Annotated in this window: 18 protein-coding genes; 6 read left to right on the forward strand and 12 right to left on the reverse strand. The window is 62.0% G+C overall.

Going from position 1 to position 18,917, the window contains the following annotated elements:
- Positions 1-1,478, reverse strand: a 1,478-nt coding sequence (groL, locus tag NEZ08_RS23795) for a chaperonin GroEL (protein WP_298112595.1), incomplete at its 3' end; no start/stop codon positions are given.
- A 40-nt stretch (positions 1,479-1,518) separates the two neighbouring features.
- Complete coding sequence (gene groES / locus NEZ08_RS23800; RefSeq protein WP_298112597.1) at positions 1,519-1,833, reverse strand: co-chaperone GroES; 315 nt, start codon at positions 1,831-1,833, stop codon at positions 1,519-1,521.
- A 395-nt stretch (positions 1,834-2,228) separates the two neighbouring features.
- Between groES and NEZ08_RS23805 the strand changes: the two genes are divergently transcribed.
- From NEZ08_RS23805 to NEZ08_RS23815, 3 genes are all read left to right on the forward strand, one after another.
- Entirely contained in the window at positions 2,229-2,513 is a 285-nt protein-coding gene (locus NEZ08_RS23805) for an usg protein (protein ID WP_298112599.1), read from the forward strand.
- A 187-nt stretch (positions 2,514-2,700) separates the two neighbouring features.
- Positions 2,701-3,258 carry a cupin gene (locus NEZ08_RS23810; protein ID WP_298112600.1) on the forward strand — a complete coding sequence of 186 codons (558 nt, stop codon included), beginning with the start codon at positions 2,701-2,703 and terminating at the stop codon, positions 3,256-3,258.
- Positions 3,259-3,331: 73 nt separating this feature from the next.
- Positions 3,332-5,269: an acyltransferase family protein gene (locus NEZ08_RS23815; protein WP_298112603.1), complete on the forward strand. Its 1,938-nt coding sequence runs from the start codon at positions 3,332-3,334 to the stop codon at positions 5,267-5,269.
- Between the two features lie 12 nt (positions 5,270-5,281).
- Here the strand turns inward: NEZ08_RS23815 and NEZ08_RS23820 are convergent, their stop codons facing one another.
- Positions 5,282-6,547 (reverse strand): nucleoside transporter C-terminal domain-containing protein, encoded by a 1,266-nt coding sequence (locus NEZ08_RS23820; RefSeq protein WP_298112607.1) that lies wholly within the window; start codon positions 6,545-6,547, stop codon positions 5,282-5,284.
- A gap of 277 nt (positions 6,548-6,824) precedes the next feature.
- On the opposite strand from NEZ08_RS23820, the gene NEZ08_RS23825 reads away from it, so the two are divergent.
- On the forward strand, positions 6,825-8,048 hold the full coding sequence (locus NEZ08_RS23825; protein ID WP_298112610.1) for an MFS transporter: 1,224 nt from the start codon (positions 6,825-6,827) through the stop codon (positions 8,046-8,048).
- A gap of 123 nt (positions 8,049-8,171) precedes the next feature.
- Here the strand turns inward: NEZ08_RS23825 and NEZ08_RS23830 are convergent, their stop codons facing one another.
- The 3 genes from NEZ08_RS23830 to oxlT all read right to left on the reverse strand — a co-directional run bounded on the left by NEZ08_RS23830 (position 8,172) and on the right by oxlT (position 11,062).
- Positions 8,172-8,933: an SDR family oxidoreductase gene (locus NEZ08_RS23830; protein ID WP_298112612.1), complete on the reverse strand. Its 762-nt coding sequence runs from the start codon at positions 8,931-8,933 to the stop codon at positions 8,172-8,174.
- 29 nt (positions 8,934-8,962) lie between these two features.
- Positions 8,963-9,718, reverse strand: a complete 756-nt coding sequence (locus NEZ08_RS23835; RefSeq protein ID WP_298112617.1) for a peptidase — start codon at positions 9,716-9,718, stop codon at positions 8,963-8,965.
- Between the two features lie 90 nt (positions 9,719-9,808).
- A complete protein-coding gene (gene oxlT, locus NEZ08_RS23840; RefSeq protein WP_298112619.1) occupies positions 9,809-11,062 on the reverse strand; it encodes an oxalate/formate MFS antiporter in 1,254 nt (417 codons plus the stop codon).
- A gap of 346 nt (positions 11,063-11,408) precedes the next feature.
- Here oxlT and NEZ08_RS23845 point away from each other — a divergent pair, with 346 nt between their 5' ends.
- The gene (locus tag NEZ08_RS23845; RefSeq protein ID WP_298112622.1) at positions 11,409-12,170 is read left to right on the forward strand and encodes a M15 family metallopeptidase; all 762 of its coding nucleotides are present in this window, start codon (positions 11,409-11,411) and stop codon (positions 12,168-12,170) included.
- 549 nt (positions 12,171-12,719) lie between these two features.
- The gene (locus NEZ08_RS23850; protein WP_298112625.1) at positions 12,720-13,337 is read left to right on the forward strand and encodes a response regulator transcription factor; all 618 of its coding nucleotides are present in this window, start codon (positions 12,720-12,722) and stop codon (positions 13,335-13,337) included.
- Positions 13,338-13,445: 108 nt separating this feature from the next.
- Here the strand turns inward: NEZ08_RS23850 and NEZ08_RS23855 are convergent, their stop codons facing one another.
- The 6 genes from NEZ08_RS23855 to NEZ08_RS23880 form a co-directional block, all read right to left on the reverse strand.
- Positions 13,446-14,084 carry a hypothetical protein gene (locus tag NEZ08_RS23855; RefSeq protein ID WP_298112628.1) on the reverse strand — a complete coding sequence of 213 codons (639 nt, stop codon included), beginning with the start codon at positions 14,082-14,084 and terminating at the stop codon, positions 13,446-13,448.
- On the reverse strand, positions 14,081-14,308 hold the full coding sequence (locus NEZ08_RS23860) for a hypothetical protein (protein ID WP_298112631.1): 228 nt from the start codon (positions 14,306-14,308) through the stop codon (positions 14,081-14,083). Before NEZ08_RS23860 ends, NEZ08_RS23855 begins: the two co-directional genes overlap by 4 nt.
- 2 nt (positions 14,309-14,310) lie before the next feature.
- Positions 14,311-14,766, reverse strand: a complete 456-nt coding sequence (locus tag NEZ08_RS23865; RefSeq protein ID WP_298112634.1) for a hypothetical protein — start codon at positions 14,764-14,766, stop codon at positions 14,311-14,313.
- A 631-nt stretch (positions 14,767-15,397) separates the two neighbouring features.
- Positions 15,398-16,234 (reverse strand): transglutaminase family protein, encoded by an 837-nt coding sequence (locus NEZ08_RS23870; protein WP_298112636.1) that lies wholly within the window; start codon positions 16,232-16,234, stop codon positions 15,398-15,400.
- A gap of 100 nt (positions 16,235-16,334) precedes the next feature.
- Complete coding sequence (locus NEZ08_RS23875) at positions 16,335-17,279, reverse strand: alpha-E domain-containing protein (RefSeq protein ID WP_298112639.1); 945 nt, start codon at positions 17,277-17,279, stop codon at positions 16,335-16,337.
- Between the two features lie 3 nt (positions 17,280-17,282).
- On the reverse strand, positions 17,283-18,701 hold the full coding sequence (locus tag NEZ08_RS23880) for a circularly permuted type 2 ATP-grasp protein (RefSeq protein ID WP_298112641.1): 1,419 nt from the start codon (positions 18,699-18,701) through the stop codon (positions 17,283-17,285).
- Positions 18,702-18,917 lie beyond the last annotated feature (216 nt).

The raw sequence follows: 18,917 nt of genomic DNA on the forward strand, positions 1-18,917 counted from the left end.
CCCTTCGAGACCAGATTGACGTACTCGCCGGTCTGGCTGTCGAAGCCGTAGGCATACTGATCCTTCTCCAGGATCTTGCCGACCACCACCGAGCCGTCCTCGCCGGCGTTGATGGCGATCTGGCGTGCCGGCCAGGAGAGCGCCTTGCGCACGATCTCGACGCCGGTCTTCTGGTCGTCGTTCTTGGTGCGCAGGCCCTTGAGGTGCTCGGATGCACGCAGCAGGGCGACGCCGCCGCCCGGCAGGATGCCTTCTTCGACCGCGGCGCGGGTCGCATGCATCGCGTCATCCACGCGATCCTTGCGCTCCTTCACCTCGACCTCGGTCGCACCGCCGACGCGGATCACCGCGACGCCGCCTGCGAGCTTGGCGAGACGCTCCTGGAGCTTCTCGCGGTCGTAGTCCGAGGTGGTCTCCTCGATCTGCGCCTTGATCTGGGCCACGCGGGCCTCGATGTCGGCCTTCTTGCCGGCGCCGTTGACGATCGTGGTGTTCTCCTTGTCGATCATCACCTTCTTGGCGCGGCCAAGCATGTTGAGGGTGACGTTCTCGAGCTTGATGCCGAGGTCTTCAGAGATCGCCTGGCCGCCGGTCAGGATCGCGATGTCCTGCAGCATGGCCTTGCGCCGATCGCCGAAGCCGGGAGCCTTGACGGCGGCAACCTTGAGGCCACCGCGGAGACGGTTGACGACGAGGGTGGCGAGCGCTTCGCCTTCGACGTCTTCCGCGACGATGACGAGCGGCTTGCCGGTCTGCACCACGGCCTCGAGCAGCGGCAGCAGCTCGTTGAGCGAGGACAGCTTCTTCTCGTTGATCAGGATGTAGGCGTCATCCATCTCGACGCGCATCTTGTCGGCATTGGTGACGAAGTAGGGCGAGATGTAGCCGCGGTCGAACTGCATGCCTTCGACGACATCGAGTTCGGTCTCCAGCGACTTGGCTTCCTCGACCGTGATCACGCCCTCGTTGCCGACCTTCTTCATGGCGTCGGAGAGGAACTTGCCGATCTCGGCATCGCCGTTGGCCGAAATGGTGCCGACCTGGGCGATCTCTTCGTTCGAGGTGACCTTCTTGGAGTTCTTCTCGAGGTCCGCAACAACGGCTTCGACCGCGAGGTCGATACCGCGCTTCAGATCCATCGGGTTCATGCCGGCGGCAACCGACTTGGCGCCTTCACGGACGATCGCGGCGGCGAGAACGGTCGCGGTGGTGGTGCCGTCGCCGGCCGCGTCCGCGGACTTGGAGGCGACTTCGCGCACCATCTGCGCGCCCATGTTCTCGAACTTGTCGTCAAGCTCGATTTCCTTGGCGACGGTGACACCGTCCTTGGTGATGCGGGGTGCGCCGAACGACTTGTCGAGCACGACATTGCGGCCCTTCGGGCCGAGCGTCACCTTGACTGCATTGGAGAGAATCTCGACGCCGCGCAGCATGCGGTCGCGGGCATCGACGCCGAATTTGACTTCTTTGGCTGACATGGAGTGTTTCCTTGAAATCTAGGGAAGGGGATAAGGGCGCTTACGCGGCCTTCTTCTTCTGGGAGACGTCGGTCAGGACGCCCATGATGTCGCTCTCCTTCATGATGAGGAGATCTTCGCCATCGATCTTGACCTCGGTGCCCGACCACTTGCCGAACAGAACGCGGTCGCCAACCTTGATGTCGATCGGGATCAGCTTGCCGGACTCGTCGCGGCCGCCCGGGCCGACGGCGATGACTTCGCCCTGGGAGGGCTTTTCCTTGGCCGTATCGGGAATGATGATGCCGCCTGCGGTCTTCTCTTCGGCGTCGACGCGCTTGACCACGACGCGGTCGTGAAGCGGACGGAATTTCATGCAGTCCTCCTAAGATCTTGAAGATGTTTGCAGATTTTAAAAAATTAGCAGTCTCCGCCGGCGAGTGCCAGCGGGTGATACGGAGATAATCCAAAGTTTTCGGGGAGACAAGGGGCGGTAGCAGAAAAATTGGCACTCACACAAGGCCTCTGCCAGCTTCCTGTTGTCAGCGTTAATGCGGGCGCCCCTAAGCTGGGACGGCACTATTAGCAGTCGAGCTAAGTGGCTGCTAACGCTAGCTTTTTCAACAGATCGTTAAACATTTAGGCTTGTGATGGGTTGTTCGCGTGCGTCACATTTCTCTCATGTGAGTGCATCTCGACTCACGGTGGCACCTGCCATCACGGCGTCAGCCACCGCGGCCCAGCTGCACTCTCGCAATTTGGAGGGTTGGCATGGTCTCGCGGGTTGGTGTTTCCGAAGATTTCCGGAAACAAGTGCTGGGTTATGGGCTGACGACGGCGGAAATTCTCTATCGGCTGCCGGATCATCCCTCGCTGCTCCAGACCTACGTCTGGCAGAACTACGATCTGTTCCCGAAATTCCCGGCGCTGCGGGATTTCCTGCACTTCTGGCAGGAAAAGCTCGAGGGACCGCTCTATTCGGTCCGTGTCGCGCATTCCAAGCTGATCAAGCCCGCCGACTTTCGCGCCGTCGACGGCGTGTTCCGTCTGCATTGATTTTGGAGTCGTCCCGGCGAATGCCGGGGCCTCCGCGCAATCTCTGCAAGAGGCACGTCATCCGATAACCGCGTCCTGTGGCGATGGGGCGCGGGTCGCACTCGCTAGTCCATCGCTTGTCCGGGACGACGACCACCCATTGTGATAGGCTTTCCACTCCTGATTTTCTCGGGAAGGGAGAGCACACATGGCCACCAAGAAGTCCAGGAAGCCGGCCGCACGCGCCGCCGCCAAAAATTCCGCGCAGAAGAAGTCGCCGGCGCGCAAGGCGTCCACACGCAAGATGGCCGCCAAGTCCAATGCGCGGCGCAAATTGAAGGGCAAGGGCAGGGCGGCTGTTCCGGTCAAGCGGGCACGGCCGAAGCAGCGCGTCGCCATCAGCCATCACCGCGAGGAAGACTTCAAGGCCGATGGTCTGCGCGCCTACGCGAAATACCGCGACCTTGGCGTCGCCGATGCGAGCGGCGGAGCGGCGCGGGCGCATGTGATCCGCCTGGTCGGGCCGTGCGATCCGGATGTCGTCTCAAAGCTGCATTTCCACGACGTCGACTTCCAGATGGTCTACGTGCTCAAGGGCTGGGTGAAAACCTATATGGAAGGCGTTGGCGAGACGATGTTTCAGACGGGCAGCTCCTGGACCCAGCCGCCGCGCATCAAGCATTTGATCATGGACTACTCCGATGATGTCGAACTGCTCGAGGTCATCCTGCCGGCCGAGTTCAAGACAGTCGAACTGGCGGTGTGATTTCGGTTGACGTTCAGCGACCGCGACGCTTGCTTGTCCCTCCCCGCAAGTGAGAGGGATCAGAACAGGCCGCATGACTTTCAAATATCGCGAAGACATCGACTGGCTGCGCGCCATCGCCGTGCTTTCGGTGGTGGCGTTCCACTTCGAGGCGCCGGTGTGGGGCGGGTTCGTCGGGGTCGACGTTTTCTTTGTGATCTCCGGCTATCTGATCACCGGGATTATCCAGTTGGAATTGAAAGCCGGAACGTTTTCATTTCCGCGCTTCTATGAACGGCGGGTACGCCGACTGCTGCCCGCACTCTATGCCATGGTTGCGCTGACGGCGCTTCCGTCCTTTCATTATCTCTTGATCTCCGAGCGCGCCGAATTGTTCCGCTCGGTCGCGGCCGTCGTCACCTTCACCTCGAACTTCTTCTTCTGGTTCCAGACCGGCTATTTCGACCATGCCGCGGTGGAAAAGCCGCTGCTGCACACATGGTCTCTGGCGGTCGAGGAGCAGTTTTATCTCGCGCTGCCGGTGACGCTGTGGCTGATTTCGCTGCTCGCGCGCGGCCGCCGGCTTGTCCTCTCGGCGACGCTGGTTGCACTTTCGCTTGCCTCTTTCGCCCTGTCGATCTGGTTGATGGAATCAGGCCGCTCCGCGGCTGCGTTTTTCATGAGCCCGCCGCGGGCCTGGGAATTCCTGATCGGAGGCCTCGTCGCGACAGAGGGATTCCCGTTGCTGCGTCACGCGCTGACGCGGCAGGTCGTGCGCGGCGCGGCGCTTGTGGTGCTGGCAATCCCGATCTTCGGCTTGCGTGAGGGGCCGGGCTTTCCGGGCTTTTACGCGCTTGCGCCCTGCATCGGCGCGGCGCTGTTCATCTGGAGCGGCATCGGAGTGCCGGCATTGAAGCGGCCGGCTTTTGCGCCGCTTGAAATCGTCAGGTTCTTTGGCCGGATCTCCTATTCCCTTTATCTCTGGCACTGGCCGCTCTTTACCTTCGCGCGATTCTCGAAGAACGGCCTCGTGCTCGACGCGGCCGACAAGCTCGCCCTGTTCGCGGTCACGGTCGTGATCTCCTATGTGTCCTGGCGCTATGTCGAGCAGCCGTTCCGCGAGCGGACGCTTGCGCCGACCAGGGCCGCGGCATTTCGCCTGGCCGGCGCGGCGAGCGTCGCGCTACTCGCCGCCAGCGCGCTCGGGCTTTTCGCAAGCCGGTCGTCGTCGGAAGCCGATCAGGTTGCGAGACGGCTCGAGAGCTACGACACTTATCATTTTGCGCAGCTCTATCGTTCCGGGATTTGCTTTGATCCCCCCAATGGGGCGTTCGGCGCAGCCTGCCTGGCGCCGGCCGCGGGCAAGCCCAACTGGCTTCTCTGGGGCGACAGCTTTGCTGCGCACGATTTCCACGGGCTGCACGAGGTCACCGCGACGCGCGATGTAAACCTGTTGCAGGCGACGCGAGCCGCCTGCATGCCGACATTGAACGCGGCGGCGCAGGGGGTCGAGTCCTGCCGCAGCCTTGCCGTCCGAATGGATGCGTTCTTTCGCGACCACCGGGTAGATCTGGTCATCATGGCCGGCGACTGGCTGGAATACGGTCGCGGCGCCCGGTTCGACGCCATGATAGCCGATCTCAAACACACCATCGCGCGGCTGAACCACGCCGGAATGGCCGTCGCGCTGCTGGGCCCGGCGGTGCAGTTCAAGGCCCGATTGCCGTCGATGCTGCTGCGCGCACACCTGCGGCAGGCGGAGCCGCGTGCCGATGATTTTGTGCTGCCGGACATCTTTGGCTTCGATGAGCGGATGAAGGCCGCATTGCCGCCAACCGCAAAGTTCTCCTTCATCTCGGTGGTCGATGCGGTTTGTCCGGCGCGGCAATGTCCGCTTGCGCTTGCCGGCGGCGTTCCGCTGGCCTGGGATCATGCGCATCTCACCGCCGAAGGATCGGTTTATGTGATGAACAAGATTGCGCCGCTGTTGGGCCGCGGGTCGGTCCAGTCGTCGGTGGGCGCGAACGAATGAACGAATCCGCCGTCAGGTCAGCATGCCGACGATCGCGCCCATCAGGCAGGTCGTCAGCGTGCCGGAAATGATCGACTTCAACCCCAGCGAATTGATCTCGTCGCGGCGCTCCGGCGCCATGGTGCCGAGGCCGCCGACCATGATGCCGAGGCTGCCGAAATTGGCAAAGCCGCACATCGCGTAGAGCATGATCAGCCGCGACCGCGCATCGAGCGTGCCGGGGGGAAGCTTCGAAAAATCGACATAGGCGATCAGTTCGTTGAGCACGGTTTTCGTCCCCATGAGACTGCCGGCGGGCACGGCCTGCGACCACGGCAGCCCCATCAGCCAGCACACCGGCGCCATGACGTAACCGAGCAGGCGCTGCAGCGTGATTGCGCCGCCGATCTCGGGCAAGAGCCCAAGGATCGCATTGGCGAGATGAACCAGCGCCACCAGCACGATCAGCATGGCAACGATATTCAGGAGAAGTTCAAGTCCGGCCGTGGTGCCCTTGACGATCGCATCCATGGTGGAGGCTGCATGCAGGTCGGGATCGCTGGCGAGCCGCGGGTCACCCCAGGTGCCGCCGGTTTTGATGTCGGCCGTTTCCGGCACCATGATCAGGCTGACCAGAATGGCAGCGGGCGCGCCCAGTACCGAAGCGATGACGAAGTGTCCTGCGGCGTCGGAAATCAACGGGGCCAGCAGCGTCGCGTAGAGCACGAGCACAGTGCCTGCGATGCCGGCCATGCCGCCGGTCATCACCAGAAACAACTCGCTGCGGGTGAGGTTTGCGAGATAGGGGCGAATGAACAGCGGCGCTTCCACCATGCCAAGAAAGATGTTGGCGGCGGTCGACAGCCCGACCGCGCCACCAATGCCGAGCGTGCGCTCGAGCGCAAAGGCCATCCCGCGTACGATCGGCGGCAGGATGCGCCAGTAGAACAGCAACGTGGTCAGCACGCTCATGATCAGCACGATCGGCAAGGCCTGAAAGGCCAGGATGAAATCGGCGCCAGGCGATTTCAGATCGAACGGCAGCGCGCCGCCGCCGAGATAACCGAACACAAAGGAGGTGCCGGCACGCGATGCGGAGGCGATTGCGCCGACGGCATCGTTGATCAAACCGAACACGCGCGCCACGCCCGGTAATTTGATCAGCACGACCGCGGTCGCCAACGTGACCACGAGGCCGATTCCGGACTGCCGCAACGAGACCGCGCGGCGGTTCTCACCAAACATCCACGCCAGCGCGAGCAGCGCGACAATGCCGAACGCCGATTGAACTTGAAGCATGATCCCCCTGAAAGTCCCGTACAGACTATGCCAGCCTTGCGGTTCGAGGCGCAACGGCAGGCAAGGTTTGGTCCCCTGGTGCTCGATCCTAACATTTGCACCCCGCGGGGGTAGGCACTTTGCAACGTCCAGATCAAGGGACAACTGGCAGCCTCAACTTTGCGGTGACGCTGTGGATTTGACGGTCGCATCGCGACCTCGAGGCCACGGGGCGCGAACGTCAAATCGCTTCACGGCCCGTTGACTTTGCCGCCACCATCGGCCACCGATCGCGATTATGGCTTCAATTGCGCCGGTAAGCGCCGGGACGTTACTCAAGCAACCTTCATTCCTCTTCTTCCTGCTGTCGCGAAGCCTGACGCGGTTTGCCAGCCAGATTGGCGCGGTCGCAATCGGCTGGCAGATCTATGCGCTTACCGGCAGCGCGTTCGATCTCGGCATGGTCGGACTGGTGCAGTTCCTCCCGACCGCGTTACTGGTGTTTGTCGCAGGCCACGCCGCCGACCGCTTCGAACGCAAACGCGTGGTGCAGCTCTGTCAGCTCGTTGAAGCCGCAACCGCTCTCTTTCTCTGCTGGGGTTCATACGGCGGCTGGATCGCCGAGGTTCATATCTTCATCGCGACCTTCGTGCTGGGCATGGCGGGCGCGTTCGAAAGTCCGACCATCGCGGCGCTGCTGCCGCTGATCGCGCCACAGGGCTCATTGCAACGCGCCACCGCGCTGTCGAGCGCGGCCGCGCAGCTTGCGACCATCACGGGGCCGGCGGTCGGCGGCCTTGCCTATGCGGTAGCGCCAGGGCTGCCTTACGGCATCATGCTGGCTTTCTGGCTTCTCGCCATGCTGTTCACCGGCGGAATTGTGGTCACCGAGCCGGTGCCCGCCAAGCACGGCGAAATGTCAGACGACATCTTTGCCGGCGTCCGCTTCATTCGCGGCAATCCAGCGATCCTCGGCACGATCTCGCTCGACCTGTTCGCGGTGCTGTTCGGCGGCGTGACGGCGCTATTGCCGATCTATGCGCGCGATATCCTGGATGCCGGCCCGATGGGGCTCGGCATCCTGCGGGCCGCGCCGGCGGTCGGCGCACTGTTCATGACCACGATTCTGGCGCGCCACGCCATCGACCGCCGGGTGGGCTTGCGGATGTTCCAGGCAGTGATCGTATTTGGTATCGCAACCGTCGTGTTCGGACTCTCGCACTGGATGTGGCTGTCGCTGCTGGCGCTGGCCGCGCTCGGTGCGGCGGACACGATCAGCGTCGTAATCCGTTTTTCGCTGGTGCAGCTTTCCACGCCGAACGAGATGCGTGGCCGAGTCGGTGCGGTGAACTTCCTTTTCATCAACGCCTCGAACTATCTCGGCCAGTTCGAGAGCGGGGTCACGGCGGCGTTGCTCGGAACTGTGGCGTCCGCGGTGCTCGGCGGCGTCGCCACGGTCGCGGTCGCATTGCTCTGGATGAAGCTGTTTCCTTCGTTGCGCGACGTTGAGAGGCTGGAGTAGCGGGCGCGCCTCATCCTGAGGCGCCGCGGCTTGCGCGGCGTCTCGAAGGATGGGCCACGAGCCTCATGGTTCGAGACGACACTGGAAGCGCCTCCTCATCGTGGGGGTCCATGTCTCAGCGCGTCAGCCCCGCCCGACGAACGGCATCTTGCTGGCCATGACCGTCATGAACAGCACATTGGCATCGAGCGGCAGGCTTGCCATGTAGACCACGGCATCACCAACCGCCTTTGCGTCCATGCGAGGCTCCGGCATCTTGCGGCCGTCGGGCTGCAACACGCCCTCGACCATTCGGTCGGTCATCGGCGTCGCCGCATTGCCGATATCGATCTGCCCGACCGCGATGTCATAGGCTCGGCCGTCGAGGTTGGTGGCCTTGGTCAGGCCGGTGATCGCGTGCTTGGTGGAGGTGTAGGGCGCTGAGAAGGGCCGTGGCGCATGCGCGGAAATCGAGCCGTTGTTGATGATGCGGCCGCCGCGCGGCGTCTGGTCCTTCATGATGCGGAAGGCGTGTTGGGTGCAAAGGAACGCGGCGGTGAGGTTTGTGGAAACCACCGCCTGCCACTGCGCAAGACTCAAGTCCTCGAACGGCATCGCCGGCGTTCCCATTCCGGCATTGTTGAACAAGAGATCAAGCCGGCCGCAGGTCTCCATCACCTTCGCGAACAGGGCGGCGATCGAGCCGGCGTCGGTCATGTCGGCGGGAATCACAAGCGCTTTGCCGGCCGGACCGAGATCCCTGGTTTCTTCCAGCTTCTCCCTCCGCCGCCCGGCAAGCGCGACGGTAAAACCTGCATTCATCAGCGCCAGCGAGGCGGCGCGGCCGACGCCGGTCCCGGCGCCGGTGACGATGGCGATCTTGTTGTCATTCTTGGGCTCGGTCATGACTTCCTGCCTTGCTTGTTGTTGGTTGCTTATGGTTTCTGTGTTTCGGTCTTGTAGGGCGGGCGCGGGATGTTCTGATGGGCCGCGCGCAACGCCGCCGACCAGCGCGAGCGCAGATCGTGGAAATAGGGCTCGCCCGCCTCGATGCGGTGGTTGAGGTCGGCGTCGCAGACATCGTTGCGCACCACGAGCACATCGATCGGAAGGCCGACGCCGAGATTGGAGCGCATGGTCGAGTCCATCGAAATCAGGCTGGTCTTGAGTGCGTCGTAGAGTTCGACGTCATAATGCAGCGCGCGATCGAGCACGGGTTTGCCGTATTTGTGCTCGCCGATCTGCAAGTACGGCGTATCCGTGGTGCATTCGATGAAATTGCCGGCCGGATAGACCATGAAGAGCCGCATCCGCGAGCCCTTGATTTGACCGCCGAACAGGAAAGACACGTCGAAACTGATATCTTCCGCCTTCAGCGCGGTGCCCTCGGTGGCGTGGACCGAGCGGATCGCTCTCCCGATGCGCTGCGCCGCCTGGAACATGGTCGGCGCGTTGAGCAGCGTTTCGAACTCGCCGCTATCGGGGTCTTGCATGCCTTCGGTCAGGGTGGAAAGCACGGACTGGCTGATCGCGAGATTACCGGCGCTGGCGATCGCCAGAATCCGTTCGCCCGGTCTGGAGAAGATGTGCAGCTTGCGGAAGGTCGAGACATTGTCGAGACCGGCATTGGTGCGGGTATCAGCGATCATGACGAGACCGTCCCGTACCAACACTCCGCAGCAGTAGGTCATTTCCGCACCCTGAAGCTCATTGGGGCGCGAAACTATCCAATTTCATACCCGCGTCCAACCCCAATCGGAAGGACGCGGGCCGCGCTGGTGTTAGCGGGTAGTGCGGGCGCGCCGCATCGGCTTGAGCGCGACCAGCGCCAGAATGCCGGTCAGCGCGTCGAGTGCAATCACGATCGCAAACACAGGAAGCCAGCTTCCGGTCTGTTCGCGCAGCAGGGCTGCGAGCGGGCCGCCGAGGATAGAACCAACGCCCTGGGCGATATAGAGCAGCCCGTAATTGGTCGTCGCGTGCTCGGCGCCGAAGGTGTCGGTCAGGGTGGAGGGGAAAAGCGAGAAGATTTCGCCCCAGCCAAAGAACACGACGCCGGAGAGAAGCACGAACAGCATGGCATTGTCGCGCGACAGAACCATCAGCGTGACCGCGGCCGCCTCCATCAGGAAGGCGATCGCCATGGTGTTCTCCCGGCCGATCCTGTCCGAGACCCAGCCGAAGAACGGCCGGGTCAACCCGTTGGTGATGCGGTCGATGTTGAGCGCGAGCGGCAGCGCCGCCATACCGAAAACGGTCACGCTGGTCACGCCGAAGTCGCGGGAAAATGCCCCGAACTGCGAGATGACCATCAAGCCGCCGGTCGACATCATCGTCATCATGACGAACATCAGCCAGAACACGTTGCTGCGCAGCATCTGGTCCGGCGGGGTGCCGGCTCTCGAAACCTGGACCGCCGGTTGCGGCAACACGTCGTCCGCTGTCGGCAGACGCAGCGCAAGCGCGGCGGCTGCGCCGACCAGGCCGAGAATGATACCGAACACGACCAGCGTTTGCCTGTAGCCGCTCGCGTTGATCATGTCGTAGATGGGCGTGTTCGTCAGAAGTGCGCCGAAGCCGTAGCCTGCGGCGACCACGCCGGTTGCGAAGCCGCGCCGGTCCGGAAACCAGCGGACCATCAGGCCGACGACGCCGACATAGACGATGCCAGTGCCGATACCGCAGAACAGCCCATAGGTGAGATAGAGGCCGGCCAGGGTCGTGACATAGCTGGCCGTGATCCAGCCGAGACCAGACAACAGGCAGCCACTCGAAATCAGCAGTCGCGCGCCGAATTTGTCGATCAAATAGCCCTGGAGCGGCGACAGGAACGTCTGTAGCACGATCAGGATCGTGAAAGTGACCTGAAGCGCCGATAGATGGACGCCGAGGCTGTCCTGCAGCGGCTTGGTGAAGAACGCCCAGCCATATTGCGGGCTCGAGATCGACATCATCGCGATGAGCCCCAGCACCAGCTGGGTCCAGCGCGTGGCGGTCACGGACTGAGCCGACGCTACACCGTTCACTGTGGTCATTTTGTTGTCCCCCGATCTGTTATCGCAGCCCATTCTGCCGCTGCTCTTTTGCAAAAACTGTACCATTTGCCGCTCCAAGTGCAATGTCGGGGCTATGATCCAATCGTAGGATGATGCGGGATGTGCCGCCCTAAACGGGGTTCTCGGGCCGCCTTCATGGAGAACAAAGCGCTGGGACGACAATTGAAGAGAGCACAACAGACGTGCTCACATTGTAGTTGTAGCGCGGCCGCTAGGCCCGGGCGCATTTGCCAACGGCCTTTGTTTGGTTGGTGTTGATTTGTTCGCTTCTGTCGAGGCAAGGATGTTCGGACGCTTCTCTTCGCTCGGTCGACTAGCGATGCTGATGGTGTCGGTCGCCAGCATACAAACCAGTGGAACGTTTTCGGCTGCGGCCGAAGCCAGCCGGATCAGCCCTCTGACCCCGGAGTCCTGCGCCGACATGAGGTTGCACAGGACGCTCGGTCCCAACAGCGTCATCGATTGTCAACGGCTGGTGCGTTTGAAATTTGACTATTTCGGCTTTGACGGCCGCGTCCATGGCGACGGCGAACTGGTGGTCTTGGATGCCGCCGCCGATCATGTCGCCAACATCTTCAGGGCATTGCTCAAGATGCATTTCCCAATTCAGCGAGCCAGATTGCTGAACCAATACGATGGCGACGATGATGCCTCGATGGCAGACAACAATACGTCTGCGTTCAACGACCGGATGGTTTCGGGCGGAACGAGCCTTTCACTCCATGCCTATGGCCTTGCGATCGATCTGAACCCGATCCAAAACCCGTTCTTGCAGCGAGAAAACGGAGCGCTGCATGTCAGTCCGAAAGCCGGTGAAAGTTACCTGAACCGCGCTGACATTCGTCCCGGAATGGCTGAAGCCGTCGTCGACGTCTTTGCAGAAAATGGCTTCGCGATCTGGGGAGGGGATTGGAAAAACCCGATTGACTATCAGCACTTCCAGGTAGGCCGCGGCCTTGCAAGGCGATTAGCGGAAGTGTCAGGCGCAAGCGCCAAGGCGATCTTTGAGGTGCAGATTGAACAATATCGCCGGTGCCGGCGCGCGGGTCAGAGTAGGAGGGCCTGTATCGCTGGATCTCCGGGCTAGTTAATCAACGAAGCCGAGGTCACAGCGCCAGTGCCGCGTCGGATGTCGTGCTCCATCGCAGCATCCACCTTCACGAACTTCGGAAAGCAACGGGCCGCTCACGAGTCTGTTGATTTTAGCAACGCGTTATTGATCTGAAGCCGTGGGTCGAATTCGCCGCCTGTGGGGGCGGGCCTCCAGATGGGCAGCGGCGCACGCCGAAACGTAAAAACTGGCGGAATTTTGACGGGGGGCGCTCGCCATTCCGAATTTTCGTCGCGGCGCCCGCTTGCGAGTTCCATTTAGGACAGGGTCACTGTCTTGGGTGCGCATCGAAATTATCGTAAGTTATTTCCAAATAGATCGAAGAATGTACGGTTGGTTGGGGCGCCGGCAGGCGGGGGGAGGCTGATGACGAATGAGTAGTGTGTTCATTGGAGCGGCTGCCAGGGTATGTCGAGCGTCTCCGCAGTCCCGACCTATATCTTGCAAAGCGATGGCCTATTCCGTGAAGGTCTTCGGCTAATACTATCGAAGACTCGCTTTCGTCCTCATGGTTGCGCAATCGACTTGGAAGATCTCTCCGGAATTCCCGATAACAGGCCTATCCTGTTTATCGCGGCGGTGGACGCGAACCCGGCCGTCATCTGCAGCAAGATCAGGAGCCGTTATCCGCACGCCTACATCGTGGCGGTTGCTGACGAGAGCAATCCGCGTTCGCTTGCCAGCGCACTCGACGACGGAGCAAACGCTGCGATCTTCAATACCGTCAGCCCGAGCGACCTCGTGAGCACGCTGCAGGCCGTCGTCAACGGCAAGCTCATTCTGATAGACGCCCGTCTCTGGCCGCTGGAAATCCAGCCGAAGGTCGAAGACCCACCGTCGCCACCCCTCATCAGTGCGATGCCCTGGGATATGGCCGAGGAATCTTCGGCCATGAAGCTGTCGGCCCGAGAGGTCGCGATCCTTGAACGTATCGTTCGCGGCGATTCGAACAAGCAGGTGGCTAGGTTCTTCAGAATTGCGGAGCCGACGGTGAAAGCGCACGTGAAGGCGATCTTGAGAAAAATCGGCGCCAGCAACCGGACACAGGCTGCGATCTGGGCCTTCAACAACCGACTGTTCGATCGGGTCGGGGAGGAGCCGGCTGAACTGCCGATCTTGCTCCAGGACGAAACGGCCCATTGAGCTTCGATTCCGACCGCATGACCGGACCGATTCCAACATCCGCATCCCGTCCCAACAGCCACTTCTGCAATGTTGGTGTCAAAGGGTCATTAGCGCCGCATGAGCGCGTCAGTTTGTGCCGCCATCTCGATGCAATTTGCGCCGCGGCCATCGCGGACGTGGGGGCTTGCTCGCGGGCCTGACTGTCGCGACCTCGACGACGGATGTCACTGCAAGGACGAGTGCGACAAGCAGCGCGAATTGCCTTGCGCTTTCGAACCGCCGGGGTGACGACGGCCGGTCTGAAATGTGGTTCGGCTCGGGATCGCTCGGATCGAGCCGAAGCACGTCCAAGTCAGACCAAGGCTCCGTCAGCGTCGCCTCCTGCACCCGCACGGGCGTTTCTTCCGGCACGAGGACACGCAGTTCTGCGTGCGCAGGGTGATGGTCGTAAGTCCAGCATCCGTCGCCGTCCCTGACGAGGACGTGTGCAGGCCACGTCCTCGCGGCTTCCGCCCGATCCAGGCAACGGCGAGAGGCGTGCGCCACCGTCGTACCGAGAACGAGCAGGACCGCCAGCGCTGCGGCGAGCGGCGGAAGACCATGTTGGAGGCGCACATAGTTTCCGACACTCGCCGCATCGCCCGCGCCGATGACATGATCGGGATCGCACCACTGCGCGAAGCACTCCCGGCAAATCATGGCGTCCCCATGCCAGAACGAAGCCTTGACGTCATCCACGTCGCGCCGGCACGAATGGCAAATCATCGCGGCCCCTCATTGATGAGGCGCAGCAGTTCCGCGCGGGTTTCGCGCCGTTGCAGCCCGGTGACGAACTCTTCTCCGGCGCGCCTGTCCGAATTGGAATGGAGCCGCGCCTGCTCGGTCCGATCGCCGTCCATTCTCGTCGCCGCGCAACCTTCAAGCATGGCTGAGAGCAGCATGATGACGGGTGGTGCCGCGAGCAGGAGATAGGGCACCACCCTGTACACGATCAGCCCGCCATGTCGGCGGCTTTCGCCGCGATCCTGTCCCGGAACGTCCCGCACAGCTGACGGACTTCGTCCGTCGCGCTGGAGCAGGATTCGATTTCATTGAAGATGCGCTTGCCCTCCTTGCGATAGCGCGCCGCCGTCGTCTTGATCTCCTTGAGCATGTCGGAAGCCGACGTGGTGAGTTGTTCGCAGCGCTTGGCCATTTCCTTCACGAATTCGCCGACGGCTTCGATTTCCTTCGCGGTCACCTCGTACTCCTTGACAATGGCCTCGGCCGACAGCCTGCCGATCTCGGTTGCGTCCTCGTGGTGGCTGACATATTCCGGAACCGACGGGAGCCGCGGCATCGGTTCGACCGGCTGGATGTGCGCAGGCCTTTGTTGGACGGCTTCCCGGATGTCCCCTTCGAGTTCGGCTACATTGAAGGGCTTTACCGCAGCATTCTGTGCTCTCATTTTGTTCGCTCCTCTGGCAACGTTCTCGCTTCAAAGAGCTGGTTGCTTTGCCTCCAGCCCGTGGATCGCCGGGCCAGCCCTCGGGTTCGAGACGCTGTACCACCCGGCAATTTCTTGATTTCCGAAGAGGCTACCGATTCACCCGACTGGTCCCCATGTCACGTTTCCTAGATTGGATTGACACCGTCGTCCCACATGTATTCTTCACACGTCACACAGCGGTACAGGCGGACGGTGTTGCCACGCTGGGAATCGAGAATTGAATAGGCGAGAGGAGAGTGCGCGCCACACCTTCGGCAACTGAGCCGCCAGCACTCCATTGGAGTCTCAATTCGCGGTCCATCGCTGTCAATCATGGCGCGAGCGCCTCTCCAGCCACACCCAAAGTCGCGTCGATTGATCGTGGCAAAACCGGTGGAATTGCGTCTTTTCAACGGGGCTTATTGACTAGTCCCTTGGGACTAGCTCCCCGGCGCGACGCGCGCTTCAAATCGCGACCGAGCGCGGCATCGCGTCGGCATGAAACAGGAAGGCTCTCGGCTTCAACGAGGACTGGCGAAACACTGCGGCGGGCGAATGGCCGTTAGCACGCAGATTTGCGCGGTCGGTGTACGCTGTCGGCGTCCGGTAGTTACGACCGCGATTGCCACTGACTCTGACGACCGGCCTGATCGACCTTCACCGCAACCGTCAGCGTTTCGGTGCCGCCGCCATAGCGGGTGCCGCGCACCGGCGCGGCGCCGAGATAATCGAGCCCGATGGCCACGCGGGCGTGGGCGTCGGTGGCGCAGATCGCGTTCGCCGGATCGAAGGCAACCCAACCGAGATCGGGCACAAACGCTTCCGCCCAGGCATGGCCGGCCTGCTGATGCACCATGCCGTCGGCGCGCAGAAAATGTCCCGAGACGAAGCGCGCGGGTACGCCGACCGCACGCGCGCAAGCGATGAAGATATGTGCGTAGTCCTGGCACACGCCCCGCTTCAGGCCGAATGCTTCGGCGGCCGACGTCCCGCTATGGGTGGGGTCCGGGTCGAAGGTCATGTGGTCGTTGATCTGAAGCATCAGGGCGTGCAGGAATCCGAGGGCGTCGCTTTCCGATTCCGAACTCAGTTCGCGCGAGAAAGTCTCCATCGCCGCATTGACCCGGGTCAGCGGCGTGGCGCGCAGGAACAGGCTGGGCGGAAATCGTTCGTCGGTGCCGCGCAGCACGCCTCCGGTGTCGTGGGTTTCGATCAGGCCTTCGGCCGTAATGGTGAGATCGGAAAGGGTGCCTTCGGTCAACAGATGGGTGATGTTGCCGAAGGCGTCCTGACGCCCATGGAGGCGGGAGTCAGTCGAGACGTCGATCTGCCATTCGGCGACGTATTGTCCGTCATGGCTGCCCGGCATCATCCGCAGGACTTGCGTGATGCCGGTCGCAGCCGGTTCGTAGCGGTAGGTCGTGGAATGGGTGATGCGCAGGCGCATGATTCTGGACCTGAGTTAGACCCGGGCTGCTAGCCGTACAAACGATCGTCATGGCCGGCACGCGGGCGCGACGACAACGGATTGGGGCGATTGCAAGTCATCAGGTCAGGTATTGCCTGGTAATGATTTCACCAAGCCTCGAATTGTCGGCGAGGAATTCCTGGATGAATTCATGTACGCCGTGCTGGAAGATATCGTCGATATTGCTGTGCTCCAATCGGTTGCGGACGCCGCGGGCATGACGCTGGGCCGAGCCCTGGCGACCATAGGCGACGCCGATCTGGTCGAGATTGCGCACGAGATTGCCGTAACAGCTTGCCAGCGACCGCGGCAGCGAGTCGTTGAGGATGAGAAGGTCCGCAATCAGCCACGGTTTCAACGTCTCGCGGTAGACCCAGTGATAGGCGGTGAGCGCCGAGACCGAACGCAGGATCGAGGTCCACTGATAGTAATCGAGCGGGCCGCCGACGTGTTCCTCCTCGGGCAGCAGCACGTGGTATTTGACATCGAGGATACGTGCGGTGTTGTCGGCGCGTTCCAGATGGACGCCAAGCCGCGAGAACCAGTAGGCGTCGTTGCGCAACATGGTGCGATAGGCCGAGCCGTCGAAGCGCAGCGAAGTCTCCTGCACGAAGCGCAGGAAGCGCGCCAGCTCCTCGCGCGTCTTCGTGCCTTTGGCCCAGACTTCCTGCAACTCGATCCATGCCGAATTGATGGTGTCCCACATTTCGCTGGTTAGTGCCGTGCGGACCGAGCGCGAATTCAGCCGCGCCGCCTCGATGCAGTTCTTGATCGAGGAGGGGTTGTTGGCGTTGAACGACAGATAGTCGACGACGTTCTGCTCGTTGGCCTCGTCGTAGACCTGGTAAAAGCTCTGGCTGACGCCGGCAGTGAGCAGCGCCGATTCCCATTCATTGGTCTTGCCGATATAGGCGGCCGGCAGCGCGGTCACCCGCAGCGTCGCGTCGATGGTGCGTGCGATATATTCGGCCCGTTCGACGTAGCGGGCGAGCCAGTAGAGGTTTTCGGCGGTGCGCGACAGCATCGACTACTCGTCCAGGATCCAGGTGTCCTTGGTGCCGCCGCCCTGGCTCGAATTCACGACCAGCGAGCCCTCCTTCAGCGCCACGCGTGTCAGGCCGCCAGCCACAATCGTGGTGTGATTGCTGCCGGTGAGCACGAATGGGCGCAGATCGACGTGCCGCGGCGCAAGTCCGGCTTCGGTACAGGTCGGGCATGTCGACAGCGCCAGCGTCGGCTGGGCGATGAAACCTTCCGGCTCGCGTTTCAACTTGTCGCGGAACGCCTCGATAGTGGCCTTGGTCGCCGCCGGTCCGATCAGCATGCCGTAGCCGCCGGAGCCGTGAACCTCCTTCACGACGAGCTGGTCAAGATTGTCGAGCACATAGGCAAGGTCCTTTGGCTCGCGGCAGCGCCAGGTCTGTACGTTCTTCAGGATCGGTTGTTCGCTGAGATAGAATCTCACGATCTCCGGCATGTAGGAGTACATCGCCTTGTCGTCGGCAATTCCGGTGCCGACCGCGTTGGCGAGCGTGATATTGCCGGCCGCATAGGCCGACATCAGGCCGGGCACTCCGAGTGCGGAGTCCGGACGGAAGGTCAATGGGTCTATGAAGTCGTCGTCGAGGCGGCGGTAGATCACATCGACGCGTTTGAGCCCTTCGGTCGTCCGCATGAACACCTCGTCGTCCTTGACGATGAGGTCGCGGCCTTCCACGAGCTCGATGCCGAGCTTGTCGGCGAGGAACGAATGTTCGTAATAAGCCGAGTTGTAGACGCCCGGCGTCATCAGCGCGACCGTCGGCTCGGCGGACGCACTGTCGGGTGCCACCGACCGTAGCGCCGCGAGCAGCTCGTCCGGATATCGCTCCACCGGCGCGATCCGATGACGCGCGAACAGGTCCGGAAACAGCCGCATCATGATTTCGCGATTTTCCAGCATGTAGGACACGCCCGACGGGGTGCGCGCATTGTCCTCCAGCACGATGAAGTTCTCGGCATCGGTGCGGATGACGTCGATTCCGGCGACATGGACATAGATGTCGTGCGGCACGTCCTGACCGTTCATCTCCGGACGGAACACCGGGTTCTGGAAGATCAGATCCTCCGGCACGACATTGGCGCGCAGGATGTCGCGGCCGTGATAAATGTCGCGCAGGAACAGGTTCAGCGCTTGCACGCGCTGCTTCAGTCCCTTTTCAAGGACGGCCCATTCCTTCGCCGATACGATCCTGGGGATGACGTCGAAGGGGATCAGCCTTTCCTGGGCTTCCGCATCGCCATAGACCGCGAAGGTGATGCCGATCCGGCGAAACAGCAGTTCGGCCTCCTGGCGACGATATTCCAGCGCATCCGGCGGCGTCTCCTTCAGCCAGCGGGAAAGCTCCCGATAGGCGGGGCGAATGTCTTCGCCGAGGCCGTTCATTTCATCGAAGGCAACTGCCATGAATCCTGGATCGCCCCTGATCTACCCACGCGTCATCACGCTACAGTGCATGACTTCAAGGGATGGTAGCAAGGCTCAAGCCAGCGCGATATGGATGGAGCGGCCCATTTGCCGGGAAGGGCGGGCGGACTGCCAAAAAAACAGCTTGCGGCTGCTCATTTCGACAGCACAATGCGCGCCGCAATCCAACGTCCGGCCAGTCAGCGGAATCCGGCC

This window comes from Bradyrhizobium sp. (assembly GCF_027451485.1).
Classification (GTDB): Bacteria; Pseudomonadota; Alphaproteobacteria; order Rhizobiales; family Xanthobacteraceae; genus Bradyrhizobium.